The 12477-nt window shown below is 68.3% G+C and carries 9 protein-coding genes and 1 pseudogene; 2 read left to right on the forward strand and 8 right to left on the reverse strand.

Annotated features, from left to right (window positions below; all coding sequences use genetic code 11):
• Position 1: 1 nt before the first annotated feature.
• The 7 genes from Q1A36_RS02280 to Q1A36_RS02310 form a co-directional block, all read right to left on the reverse strand.
• The gene (locus Q1A36_RS02280) at positions 2–205 is read right to left on the reverse strand and encodes a hypothetical protein (RefSeq protein WP_299839118.1); all 204 of its coding nucleotides are present in this window, start codon (positions 203–205) and stop codon (positions 2–4) included.
• 9 nt (positions 206–214) lie between these two features.
• Positions 215–862, reverse strand: a complete 648-nt coding sequence (gene scpB / locus Q1A36_RS02285; RefSeq protein ID WP_299839342.1) for an SMC-Scp complex subunit ScpB — start codon at positions 860–862, stop codon at positions 215–217.
• 57 nt (positions 863–919) lie between these two features.
• Positions 920–1744, reverse strand: coding sequence for a ScpA family protein (locus tag Q1A36_RS02290; protein WP_299839120.1), 825 nt, complete (start codon positions 1742–1744; stop codon positions 920–922).
• Between the two features lie 85 nt (positions 1745–1829).
• On the reverse strand, positions 1830–2828 hold the full coding sequence (locus Q1A36_RS02295; protein WP_299839123.1) for a glycoside hydrolase family 3 N-terminal domain-containing protein: 999 nt from the start codon (positions 2826–2828) through the stop codon (positions 1830–1832).
• Entirely contained in the window at positions 2825–4030 is a 1206-nt protein-coding gene (locus Q1A36_RS02300; protein WP_299839125.1) for an SPOR domain-containing protein, read from the reverse strand. Before Q1A36_RS02300 ends, Q1A36_RS02295 begins: the two co-directional genes overlap by 4 nt.
• A gap of 83 nt (positions 4031–4113) precedes the next feature.
• The gene (gene argS / locus Q1A36_RS02305) at positions 4114–5856 is read right to left on the reverse strand and encodes an arginine--tRNA ligase (protein WP_299839128.1); all 1743 of its coding nucleotides are present in this window, start codon (positions 5854–5856) and stop codon (positions 4114–4116) included.
• A gap of 147 nt (positions 5857–6003) precedes the next feature.
• Positions 6004–7983, reverse strand: coding sequence for a sodium:proton antiporter (locus Q1A36_RS02310; protein WP_299839131.1), 1980 nt, complete (start codon positions 7981–7983; stop codon positions 6004–6006).
• 267 nt (positions 7984–8250) lie between these two features.
• Here Q1A36_RS02310 and Q1A36_RS02315 point away from each other — a divergent pair.
• Both Q1A36_RS02315 and lnt read left to right on the forward strand, forming a co-directional pair.
• Positions 8251–9864 (forward strand): annotated as a pseudogene (locus tag Q1A36_RS02315) (DEAD/DEAH box helicase); the annotation flags it as partial.
• Positions 9865–10362: 498 nt separating this feature from the next.
• Complete coding sequence (lnt, locus tag Q1A36_RS02320) at positions 10363–11907, forward strand: apolipoprotein N-acyltransferase (RefSeq protein ID WP_299839134.1); 1545 nt, start codon at positions 10363–10365, stop codon at positions 11905–11907.
• Positions 11908–11910: 3 nt separating this feature from the next.
• Here the strand turns inward: lnt and Q1A36_RS02325 are convergent, their stop codons facing one another.
• Complete coding sequence (locus tag Q1A36_RS02325) at positions 11911–12474, reverse strand: CAP domain-containing protein (RefSeq protein WP_299839137.1); 564 nt, start codon at positions 12472–12474, stop codon at positions 11911–11913.
• Positions 12475–12477: the final 3 nt, after the last annotated feature.

Below are 12477 nucleotides of genomic sequence, written 5' to 3' on the forward strand. Positions count from 1 at the left end.
GCTACTTCCCCAGCCGCCGGGTGATTCTGGCGGCCTGGCGAGCGCGCTTCACCGCGTCGCGCGTCACCTTGGCCTGCTGGCGGCTGGCCGGGGTGGATTTCCCGCCGCTGCCGCGCTTGGCCAGGTGGTCGATGCCCTTGTTGATGCCGCGATTGGTCAGCCGGTTGACCAACTGGCGCAGGAACTGGTTCAGAAAGCCGCTCATGGCGATGCCCTATTCATCCTCGAAAAGATCGTCTGCCGGCGATCCGTCCTCCATTTCCTCCTCTTCGTCGCGCAAGGCAAGAGGCACGTTGAAGCCCCCTTCGGGCGGGCGGCTGTCCAGCAGTCCGGCGGCGCGCAATTCGGCCAGCCCGGGCAGGTCGCGGGCCGATTCCAACCCGAAATGATCGAGGAATGTTTCGGTCACGACGAAGGTCGCCGGACGGCCAGGGGTCATGCGGCGGCGGCCCATGCGCACCCAGTCCATCTCGATCAGCTGGTCCAGCGTGCCGCGGCTGACGGCGACGCCCCGGATCTCCTCGATCTCGGCGCGGGTGACGGGCTGGTGATAGGCGATGATCGCCAGCGTCTCGGTCGCGGCGCGGGACAGGCGGCGGCTGTCCACCGTCTCGGTCTGCATCAGGAAGCTGAGGTCCGGCGCGGTGCGGAAGGCCCAGGCATCGCCGATCCGTTCCAGCACGACGCCCCGATCCTGATAGCGCGCAGCCAGCGCCCGCACCGCCTCGGCCGGGTCGCAGCCACGTGGCAGGCGTGCCGCCATCTCGCGCACGCTCATCGGGCCGGAACTGGCGAACAGCAGCGCCTCGACCATGCGTTCCTGCACCGCCAGCGGCGGCGGCGGGAAGTCGCGCGGGTCGATCTCGTCGCCCGGCTGGGGATCGTCCCCGCTATCGCTGAAATCGCTCACTGCACTCACTTAATTGGGCTTGCGCCTTATCGTTATCGGGGAAAACGTCCCGTCCTGTTTCAACTCGAGCTGCCCCTGCCGCGCAAGCTCCAATGTCGCGGCAAAGGTCGCGGCGGTGGCCGAGCGGCGGCGCGCCGGATCGGCCTCCCAGCCATCGGGCAGGAAATCGGCCAGCGCCGTCCAGTCGCCGGCATAGCCGATCATCTTGCGGACCCGGTCCAGCGCCTGCTCCATGGTGAAAACGCCCTTTCGGTCAAAGGCATAGGGGCGAAACTCATCCTTGGTTCTGAGCCGCGAATAGGCCCGCATCAGGTCGATCAGCCCGGCCTGCCATTCCGTGCGACGCTTGCGGGCGACGGTTTCCGGCGCCCCGCGCTGGAACCGGCTCTGCCCCAGCCGGTCGCGGCCCATCAGCCGGCTGGCGGCCTCGCGCATGGCCTGCAGGCGTTCCAGTTGGAAGGCCAGATGCGCCGCCATGTCCTCGGCGCTTGGCCCCTCGGCCTCGGGATCTGGCGGCAGCAGCAGCCGCGATTTCAGGAAGGCCAGCCAGGCGGCCATGACCAGATAATCGGCGGCCAGTTCGATGCGCAGCTTGCGCGCCTGTTCGACGAAGGCCAGGTATTGCTCGGCCAACTTCAGGACAGAGATCTTCATCAGATCGACCTTCTGCGTCCGCGACAGCGTCAGCAGCAGGTCGAGCGGCCCCTCGAACCCCTCGACATCGACGATCAGCGCCTCTTCGGCGCGACGCTCGGCCACGGCATCGAAATCATCCGCCCCCGAGCCATCGGGCACGGGCTTCAGATAGGGCACGTCTTTGCCGGATCGGGACATGGCAGCCACCGTGAGCAGAAAGGCAGGCGTTCAGCGTCGGGCGAAGCGGGTCTTGAGTCAAGCTGGGTGATGGACCCGCTTTGTCTCAGGCAACCGCCGTTCCCGGCACCAGCGCCCGATATTCGGCCATCAGCTCGGCCTCATCCGCCGGTTCAGGCGCGCGGCGCATCGCCAGCGCGGCCTCGCCCCGGCGGGTGGCATCAGCCGTCATCGCACCGGCTGCGGCCACGACCAGCTCCATCTCGGGCACGGTCTTGTTGCAATGCAGGACCAGGTCGACCCCGGCGGCGATGGCCGAGGCGGCACGTTCGGCCTCGGTCCCTTTCAGCGCCTTCATGGTGATGTCATCGGTCATCAGCAACCCGTCAAAGCCGATCCGCTCGCGGATCAGCCGGATCACCGCAGGCGAGGAGGTCGCCGGGCGGTCATCGCCGCTGGAGGGCACGCGGATATGCGCGGTCATGCCCATCGGCAAGTCATTCAGCATCCGGAAGGGGGCGAAATCGGTCTGGTCCAGCTCGGCCAGCGGCGCGTCCAGCAAAGGCGTCTCGTGATGGCTGTCGACCAGCGTGCGGCCATGACCCGGCATGTGCTTCATCACCGGCAGGACACCGGCGGCCAGCAAGCCGTCGGCCACCGCGCGGCCAAGCCGGGCAATGGTCGCCGGGTCCTCGCCAAGGCAGCGGTTGCGCAGAAACGGATGCGTCGTCGGCCCGGCAATATCCAGCGTCGGGGCACAATCGCTGTCGATGCCCACCGCGCGCAGCTCCGCGCCGATCAGCCGATAGCTCAGCCACATGGCGCGTTCGCCCGCCCCGGCCTGCTCCAGCGGCGGCAGCCATTCGGCCCAGTGCGGCGCGCGCAGGCGCTGCACCCGTCCGCCCTCCTGGTCGACGGTGATGACCGCATCGCGGCCCACGGCCTCGCGCAGATCGCCGGTCAGGCGGCGCAGCTGCTCGGGGCTGTCGACATTCCGGGCGAAAAGGATGAAGCCCCAGGGATCAGCCGAGCGAAAGAAATCCCGCTCGGCTGCCGAAAGCTCGGTCCCGGCGATGCCGCCGAGGATCGTGGCGCTGTTGCTCATTGGGCGGTTGCGGGGATGCAGTCGGTCCCGGCGGCCTTGAGCTTGGCGCAGAAATCCTGTGCCTCGGCGCGCGATTCGAACCCGGCGACCCGCAGACGCCAGAAGGTGCGGCCATTCACCTCGTGCTTCTGGATCACCTGCCCCTTGCCGGCGAAGAGATTGCCGTATTTGCCCGACATGCGGCCGAACTCGCCGGCCGCCAGCGCGTCGCTGTCGAAGGCACCGATCTGCACCAGCGGCGCACCCGAGGAGACCTGGGCCGAGCGGCTGGGGGCCGGGGCCTGCGCCTCGGCCTGCGATTCTGCCAGCGCGGCTTCGGGCCGGCGGGCGGGCGCATCGGCCTCGGCGGTGCGAGCCTGAACCGCGGCAGCGGCGGGCGCGGCGGCAGCAACCGTGCGGGTGCGCGGACGCGGGGCCGGACGGGTCGAGACGGCCAGCGACGACGGACCAGCCGCCTGCGCCTGGGTCAGCGCCTCGCGGATGGCATCTGCCTGGGCCGGGGCACCGGTTTCGTCGGTCACCACCTCGTTCACCGGGCCTTCGGCAGCCGGGGCGTCGGTCATATTGGCGGCGGCAATCTGTTCCTCGGCCTCGGCGGCGCCGGCCAGCGCCTGCTGGCGCTGCTGCTCGGCCAGAAGGGCGGCGGCCTCGGCCTCGGCGGCGGCGCGGGCTGCGGCGGCGGCAGCCTCGCTGTCCTGCAGCGCGATCACGGCCTCGCTGTCGAAGGCGACGGGCAGATCGGCCTCGGCGGGTTCGCGGGCGGTGGCACCAAGCTGGCCCATGGCAACGTCGCTGTCATCCAGCGGCGTGGCCGACGGGGCAATGCCAACCTGATCGACCAGATCGGCTTCAGCCCCACCCGAAACAGTGTTGACGGCAAAGCCGGTATGGCCGGTCAGTTCGCCACCCGGATCGTCCGGCGTGGTGCGCGCCTCGCCGGCGACGGCCTTGATGACCGGGATGCCCGAGACATCGCGCATCACCAGCTGCCAGCCCCAGACCATCAGCCCGACCATCAGCGCGACCGAAACCAGCGCGCCCAGGTAATGCGTCAGCCGGGCGATTCGGACCGACAGCCCGTCACCACCCGGATCGGCCGCATAGCGCGCCTCTTCGACGTCGAAGCCGTCATCGTCACGATAGGAGAATTCGCGCCGCTTGTCGCCACGCGAGAATACATGTCCGCCGTCGCGGAAATCCATCACTGCCATGCCTGCCTGCCCGCCGGTTGTCCCGGAATATAATTGTTAACTGCTCGTCTCGGCCCGGCGGCGACGGTCGTTGATCAACGCATTTCTTCCGCCGGATTGACGCCCAAGATAGCCAGACCGGATGAAATGACAACGCCAACCGCCCGCACCAATGCAATTTTTGCAGCGGTTGTGTCCTTATCGCCATCCTGGACAAAGCGCAGCGACAGGTCGTCATTGCCCCGGTTCCACAGCGAATGCAGGCTGGAGGCGATGTCATAGAGGAAGAAGGCAACCCGGTGCGGCTCATGCGCGCGGGCGGCATGTTCGACCAGACGTGGCCATTCTGCCACCTTCCGCGCCAGATCCAGCTCGGCCTCGTGGGCAAGCCGCGACAGATCGGCCCCGGCCAGCGCCGCATCGGAGGTGTCGACGCCCATCTCGGCCGCGCGCTTCATCACCGAGTTCGCCCGGGCATTGGCATATTGCACATACCAGACCGGGTTGTCCTTCGACTGCTCCAGCACCTTGGCGAAGTCGAAATCCAGCGTCGCGTCGTTCTTGCGGGTCAGCATGATGAAGCGGGTCACATCGGCCCCGGCCTCGTCCACCACGTCGCGCAGGGTGACGAAGGTGCCGGCGCGCTTCGACATCTTGAACGGCTCGCCGTTCTTGTAGAGCTTCACCAGCTGGATCAGCTTGATGTCCAGCGGCACCCGGCCATCCGACAGCGCCTGCACGGCGGCATTCATCCGCTTGACGTAACCGCCGTGATCGGCACCGAAAACGTTGATAAGCTGGTCGAAACCACGCTCGATCTTGTCCCAGTGATAGGCGATGTCGGGGGCGAAATAGGTCCAGCTGCCATCCGATTTCTGGATCGGGCGGTCCTGATCGTCACCGAAGGCGGTCGAGCGGAACAGCACCTGCTCGCGCGCTTCCCAATCCTCGGGCAGCTTGCCCTTGGGCGGCTCCAGCGTGCCGGTATAGATCAGCCCCGCCGCCTCGAGACGGGCAATCGCGCTTTCGATCTTGCCGGTGCCGTAAAGTGCCTTCTCGCTGGAATAGACGTTCATCGTCACGCCCAGCAGCGCCAGATCCTCGCGGATCATCTGCAGCATCGCCTCGGTCGCAAACTCGCGGATCTCCAAGAGCCAGTCGGCTTCCGGCTTGTCGATCAGGCTGGTGCCGTATTTCGCCTTCAGCGCCTCGCCGACCGGGATCAGGTAGTCGCCCGGGTAAAGCCCCTCGGCGATCTGCGGTTCCAGCCCGTTGGCCTCGCGGTAGCGTTCATAGGCCGAGCGCGCCAGCACATCGACCTGCGCGCCGCCGTCGTTGATGTAATATTCGCGGGTCACGTCATAGCCGGCGAAATCCAGAAGGCTCGACAGCGCATCGCCAAAGACCGCACCGCGGACATGACCCACATGCATCGGCCCGGTCGGGTTGGCGCTGACGAACTCGACGTTCACCTTCTCACCCTTGCCAGCCTGCGAACGCCCGAAATCCGCGCCCGCCTTCAGCGCGGCGGCGATCACCTGCTGCCAGACCGAGGGCGCCAGCCGCAGGTTCAGGAAGCCCGGCCCGGCCACCTCGGCCTTCTCGATGCGTTGATCCGTCAGCCGTGCTGCCAGCTTGTCGGCGATCTCGCGTGGCTTCAGCCCGGCGGGCTTGGCCAGCACCATCGCGGCATTGGTGGCCATGTCGCCATGGGCCGCATCGCGCGGCGGCTCGACCGTGACATTGCTGAAATCGAGGCCCGCAGGCAGCTCGCCCGCCGCCACCATGGCGTCCAGCGCCGCGATCACTTGGCCACGGATATCGGTAAAGAGGTTCATCATGCGCATCCTGAATTCTGCCTGCGGGGTTAACGCTGCCACCCCCCAAAGGTCAACAGCGCCCTTCACCGGCTCCTGCCCCGCCGCCTTCATCTTGGCGCAAATATCCCCGCCGGAGGCATCCGAGCCCGCCGCCGGCGCGGCAGTTCAGGCCTTGCCCTTGGTCTCGACCAGGTCCGGGTCGTCGCTGCCCTCGGCCGCGCCATTGCCGGTGCCGGTCTCCTCGGCCTGCGCCTTGCGGGTGGCCTCGGCCTCTTCGCGGGCGATCTGGCGGGCCTTGTCCTTCATCTCGGTCTGGGCCTCGTTCTCCTGCCGGATCTTCTCGGCGATCTCGGGCGGCATCAGCGAGACGAGCCGCGTGCCGGGTTTGCCGTCGATCTTCTCGGCATTCTCGACGAACCAAAGATCGCCGCCCTGAACCACCACCAGCGGCACCGCGCCGTCGCGCGCGGCGCGCCAGTCGTCCAGCGTGTATTCCTCGGTCAGACGGGTGGTGCGGAAAATCCAGCCCTCGGCCAGAAGGTCCAGGTATTGCGCCAGCGTGCGGCCGCCTGCGATCTGCTGCCCGCCCAACTGGCTGGGCAGCGCATGGCGGGCGCGATCCTCCTTGTGGCGGGCGACCTGCCAGATGCTGTCGCGGCCAAACTCCGGGCCAAGATCGGTGGCGACCAGCGTGTTATAGGCATCGTTGTCCGAGGCCGCGAGGATGGCAGAATAGGCGATGAACTCGACATTGTTGTCCGCCGCCTCGCCCAAAATGTCGCCATAGAAGCTGGGCAGGCCCGCCGCCCGCGCCGTGCGCAGGTGGTCGCGGTTGGTGTCGGTGATCAGCACCTGCACATCGGCATTCTGCAGCGCCTTGGCGAGTCCCGTCGCAAACAGCGAGCCACCGACGATCAACAGCCCCGGCTTCTCGCCCGAGGTCAGGCCGAGATAGCGGGCGATCGGCGCAAGGGTAAAGCCGTGCAGCACCACGGTCGCCAGCACCAGCACGAAGGCCAAGGGCGCGATCTGGCCGCCATCCGGCACACCCACCGCCACCAGCCGCTCGGCAAAGACGCCCGAGACCGCGACCAGCACCACGCCGCGCGGCCCGGTCAGCGCGATCAGCAGCCGCTCCTGCCAGCTGAGATTGGTGCCGATCAGCGAGATCAGCACCGTCAGCGGCCGCGCCACGCAGACCACGAGGATCAGGAACAGCCCGGCCCGCCACCAGTTCAGCTGCGCCAGCACCTCGAAGCGGACGCTGGCCGCCAAGAGGATGAACACCCCAGAGACCAGAAGGATCGTGGCGTGCTCCTTGAAGCGGTGCAGCTCGTGATAGCTGGGCAGATCGGCGTTGGCGATCATCAGGCCCATCACCGTCACCGCCAAAAGCCCGCTTTCATGCAGGATCGAATCCGAGATGGCAAAGACCGCCAGCACGCTGACGAACAGGAGCGGCACCTTCATGTATTCGGGCACCCAGCCCCGGCGGAAGGCGGTGACGATCACCCAGCCACCCGCCAGACCCACGGCCATGGCAAAGGCGATGCCGAGGCCGAAATGCCCGAAGGCGGAACTGGCCGGCAGGTCGCTGTGAAAGACGGTCACGATCCCCAGCGCCAGCACCGCCGCCAGCGCGCCGATCGGGTCGTTGACGATGGCCTCCCATTGCAGGATTTGCGCCGGGCGCGAACGCAGCTTGGCGGTGCGCAGGAGGGGCGCGATCACCGTCGGGCCGGTGACAATCATGATGCCGCCAAAGACCACCGCGCTTTCCCAGCTGAGCCCGGCGCCATAGGCCAGGGCCAGCGTCGAGGTCAGCCAGCCGAGCGGCGCGCCGATATAGACCAGCCGCCGCACCCCCGGCCGCGCGTCGGCCAGTTGCTTGAAGCTCAAGGTCAGCCCGCCCTCGAACAGGATCACGGCGACGGCCAGCGAGATCATCGGCGCCACCAGATCGCCGATATCGCGCGAGGGCACGAAGATCCCGGTGACGGGGCCAAGGACCAGACCTGCGGCCAGCATCAGCACGATTGCCGGCAAGCGGAAGCGCCAGGCCAGCCATTGCGCGGCCACCCCGGCCACGCCGACGATGGCGAATGCCTCGATCGGGCTCAGCCCGCCTGCCGCTTCTGTCGCCATCTGATCCCGCCTGTCCTGTTCGCTTGATTGCACCCGGTGAACGTTACCCCCTGCCGTGAGTTCCGCCGGATGTCACGGTTTTTCACCCTGAAATCCGGGGAATATTGACGCAAGCCCCGGTTTCGTCTAGGGCAAGCCAGCCCGCATCCGGCGGGCCAAAGGCGGGGCGTGATGAGATGCGTCCCAGTTTTGCCGAATATGTCCCGATCCGGGGCCTCGGCGTGGAACGCACGTGCCAGATGGCGCATCACAGCAAGAAAGCTCCGAATGACCAAATTCTCTGACCTGAAGCTGGACCCCAAGGTCCTCAAAGCCATTGCCGAAGCCGGCTACGAGACCCCGACGCCGATCCAGGCCGGCGCCATCCCGCACGCGCTGGAAGGCCGCGACGTGTTGGGAATCGCCCAGACCGGCACCGGCAAGACGGCCAGCTTCACCCTGCCGATGATCACCCTGCTGGGTCGTGGCCGGGCGCGGGCGCGGATGCCGCGCTCGCTGGTCCTCTGCCCGACGCGGGAACTGGCGGCGCAGGTGGCGGAAAACTTCGACACCTATGCCAAGCACACCAAGCTGACCAAGGCGCTGCTTATTGGCGGCGTCAGCTTTGCCGAGCAGGACAAGCTGATCGACCGCGGCGTCGACGTGCTGATCGCCACGCCGGGCCGGCTTCTGGACCATTTCGAGCGCGGCAAGCTCTTGCTGACCGGCGTGCAGATCATGGTGGTCGACGAGGCCGACCGGATGCTCGACATGGGCTTCATCCCCGATATCGAGCGCATCTTCCAGCTGACCCCCTTCACCCGGCAGACGCTGTTCTTCTCGGCCACCATGGCGCCCGAGATCGAGCGCATCACCAACACCTTCCTGCACAGCCCCGAGCGGATCGAGGTCGCGCGTCAGGCAACCACGGGCGAGAACATCACCCAGCGGCTGGTCGAGATCACCCCCACCCGCCGCGACCAGACCGCCAAGCAGAAGCGCGAACTGCTGCGCGCGCTGATCGATGCCGAGGGCGAGGCGCTGAAGAACGCCATCATCTTCTGCAACCGCAAGACCGATGTGGATATCGTCGCCAAGTCGCTGAAGAAGCACGGCTATGACGCCGCGCCGATCCATGGTGACCTGGACCAGAGCCAGCGGATGCGCACTTTGGACGAATTCCGCGATGGCAAGCTGCGCTTCCTCATCGCCTCGGACGTGGCGGCGCGCGGATTGGACATTCCGGCGGTCAGCCATGTGTTCAACTTCGACCTGCCCAGCCATTCCGAGGATTACGTCCACCGCATCGGCCGCACCGGCCGCGCCGGGCGCAAGGGCACCGCGATCAGCCTCGCCACCCCTGCGGACGAGAAATACCTCTCGGGCATCGAGAACCTGGTGAAGCACGCGCTGCCGCGTGGCGAGGTGCCCGAGGGCTTCTCGCTGTCCGAGGCCGCGCATTCCGCCCCGCGCGGTGACCGGCGCGACGATCGCCGTGGCGATCGCGGCGAACGGGGTGGCCGTGGTCGCAACCGCGATCGCGGTGACCGCGAGCGCCGTGAGGATCGCCCGCGCGACGAGAATCGCAGCGAGGCCCGCAGCGAGCCGCGCCCGCAGCCGGAAGCCCGTGAACCGGAGCGCAATGCCCCGCGCAGCGAGCCGCGCCAAGAGCGTGGCCATCAGGACCGCGGCCAGCAGGATCGGGGTCAGCAGGAACGGGGCTTTGACGGCAACCGCGACGGCAATCGCCGGGACCGCGATGGTGGCCGTGATGGTGGCCGCGACCGCAACCGCGAGGGGGGTCGGGACAACCACCGTGACCGCCGCCGCGATCACGACCGTGGCCCCGAGGTCATGGGCATGGGCAGCCATGTGCCGGAATTCATGACGCAAAGCTTCCGCCCGGTAGAGTTCCCGCCGGAAACCGCCGTTGAGGTGGTGGCCGAGGTGATCGCCGCGCCGGTCGCCGAAACCGTGGCCGCAGAAGCCCCGGCAGCAGCAGAAAAACCGGCGGCGAAGCCCAAGCGCAACCGGCGCAAGAAGGCGGAACCGGCAGCAGAGGCTGCATCGGACGCCACGCCCGAAACGGCAGCGGTGGAAGCGGTCGCGGCGGCGGAAGCGGACCCGGTCGCCGAGACCCCGGCCGAGGTCGTTGCGGAGAAACCCAAGCGCGCGCCGCGCAGCCGCAAGAAGCCGGTGACGGCGGAAGCGGCCGAGGCCGCGCCTGCGGAAGCCGCCGCCGAGGCCCCGGAAAAGCCCAAGCGGACCCGTCGCAAGAAGGCCGAGGTTGCGGCAGAGGCCCCCGCCGAGGCTGCGGCCGAAGCGGCACCGGAAAAGCCCAAGCGCACGCGCCGCAAGAAGGTCGACGAGACCCCGGCCGAAACAGCCTGAGCGCCACCCATGCCTGATGCCAGCCAGCCGCCGCATGTCCGGCCGCCCCTGCGGGCGCGCCTGACCGGCTTGGCGATCCCCTTTGCCCTCGGGCTGGTCGCGGCCCTTGGCCTCGATCCCTTCGGCCTCTGGGGCGCGACGGTGCTGGCGCTGGCGGTTCTGCTCTGGCGTCTTGCCCGCATTGCCGATGCCCGCTCCGCTTTCGGACAGGCACTGGCGGCGGGCATGGGCTGGTTCGGCCTCAGCCTCAGCTGGATCGTCGAGCCGTTTCTGGTCGAGCCAGAGGTCTACGGCTGGATGGCGCCCTTCGCGCTGATCCTGATGGCGCTTGGCGGCGGGCTGTTCTGGGCCGTCCCGGTCTGGATCGCGCATCGCATCGGCGGTGGCTGGCGGTTGCGCGTCCTCGGCATCGCCGCCGCGCTGGTCCTGTCCGACTGGCTGCGCGGCTGGATCTTCACCGGCCTGCCCTGGGCGCTGACGGGCCATGTCTGGATCGACACGCCGGTTGCGCAACTGGCCGCAGGACTTGGCGCCAGCGGTCTGTCAGCCCTGACGCTGATCGCCGCCGCCCTGCCCGCGCTTCTGTGGCGCCCCGCCGACAATCGCGCCGCCGGCTTTGCCCCCGGTGCGATTCTGACCGTGCTGCTGATCGGCGCGGTCTGGGCCGGCGGTCTGGCCCGACTCGCGCGCCCGCTGCCCGAGGATCGCCCCTTCAACCTGCGGCTCGTGCAGCCCAATGCCGAGCAGGCGCTGAAATGGAATCCCGATTGGGCGCGGGTCTTCTATCAGCGGCTCATTGACCTCTCCGCCACGCCCGGCCCGCGCGATCTGGTTATCTGGCCCGAAACGGCGGTGAATTTCCTGCTGGAGGACGCCACCCCCGTCCTGCCCGACCTCGCGCGCGCCGCCGATGCGCCGCTGATCCTCGGCATCCAGCGGCGCGAGGGCAGCCGCTATTACAACAGCCTCGTGGCGCTGGACCGCGCGGGCACAGTGACCGGGCTTTACGACAAGTTCCACCTTGTCCCCTTCGGCGAATATATCCCCTGGGGTGATGCGCTGGCGCAGGTCGGCATCTCGGCCTTTGCGGCGCAGCAGGGCAACGGCTATTCCCCCGGCCCGGGTCCGATGGTCATGGGGCCGATGGTCATGGGCGCGGGCGATCTGCCGCCCTTCCAGCCGCTGATCTGCTATGAGGCGATCTTCCCGCAGCATCTGCGCGGGCTGCCCGAGCGTCCGGGCTGGCTCTTGCAGATCACCAATGACAGCTGGTTCGGCCAGTTCTCCGGCCCCTACCAGCATCTGGCGCAGGCGCGGCTGCGCGCGGTGCAATCTGGCCTGCCACTGATCCGGGTGGCCAATACCGGCGTCTCGGCGGTGATCGACGCGCGGGGCGGGTTGCGCGAGACGCTGGGGCTTGGCGAGATGGGGGTGATCGACGCGCCCCTGCCCGGCGATCTGCCGGAGACGCTCTGGATGCGCTGGGGCGACGGGCCGGTGGTGGCGCTGATGCTGGCCCTGCTGGCGGTCAGCGGCTGGCGGCGCCGCCGCTGAGCCTCAGCAGCTGTCGCCGATCACAAGGCTCCACCAGCGCCGGCCATCCGGGCCAAGCGTTACGCCCGCACCCACATCATCGCTGAGATCGCCCAGCAATTGCTCGCGATGCGGCGGCGAGCCCATCCAGCGCGAGATCACCTCGCTCGCCGAGCCACCGACCGCGACCAGCTGGATCACCCCGCAGGTCGGATAGTTCACCGACCGCGCCCGGTCGACGATGCTCGACCCGTTCGAGCCGGCCACCGTCGGCTTGCCGATCCGGGTCACGTCGCAGGCATGGCTTTGCGCCACCTTGTCCAGCCGGCTTTCGGGCTTCAGGATCACCTTGCCCTCGGCCGCGCGGACGGCATTCACCGCCTCGACCATCGCGGCGGAATCGATGCCGTCATTGGAACAGCTGGGGGCCAGCGCCTCCTGCGCCGGATCGACCGCCACGCCGGTTTCAAGCGGCACGAGGTCGGCTCCCTCGAGCGAAAGGCTGGGCGCGTCCGCCCCGCCGCCGGGCTGGCAGGCCGCCAGCAGCGCGGCACAGGCCGTCAGGGCGGTCAGTCGGATCAGGGTCATTGG

The organism is uncultured Paracoccus sp. (genome assembly GCF_947487305.1).
In the GTDB taxonomy this organism is placed as follows: domain Bacteria; phylum Pseudomonadota; class Alphaproteobacteria; order Rhodobacterales; family Rhodobacteraceae; genus Paracoccus.

Bases quoted from the DNA above. Each gene is read 5' to 3' on its own strand.
- Q1A36_RS02290 (WP_299839120.1), bottom strand. From the start codon at position 1,744: ATGTCCCGATCCGGCAAAGACGTGCCCTATCTGAAGCCCGTGCCCGAT.
- Q1A36_RS02300 (WP_299839125.1), bottom strand. From the start codon at position 4,030: ATGGATTTCCGCGACGGCGGACATGTATTCTCGCGTGGCGACAAGCGG.
- Q1A36_RS02325 (WP_299839137.1), bottom strand. From the start codon at position 12,474: ATGACCCTGATCCGACTGACCGCCCTGACGGCCTGTGCCGCGCTGCTG.
- argS (WP_299839128.1), bottom strand. From the start codon at position 5,856: ATGAACCTCTTTACCGATATCCGTGGCCAAGTGATCGCGGCGCTGGAC.
- Q1A36_RS02310 (WP_299839131.1), bottom strand. From the start codon at position 7,983: ATGGCGACAGAAGCGGCAGGCGGGCTGAGCCCGATCGAGGCATTCGCC.
- Q1A36_RS02295 (WP_299839123.1), bottom strand. From the start codon at position 2,828: ATGAGCAACAGCGCCACGATCCTCGGCGGCATCGCCGGGACCGAGCTT.
- Q1A36_RS02280 (WP_299839118.1), bottom strand. From the start codon at position 205: ATGAGCGGCTTTCTGAACCAGTTCCTGCGCCAGTTGGTCAACCGGCTG.
- lnt (WP_299839134.1), top strand. From the start codon at position 10,363: ATGCCTGATGCCAGCCAGCCGCCGCATGTCCGGCCGCCCCTGCGGGCG.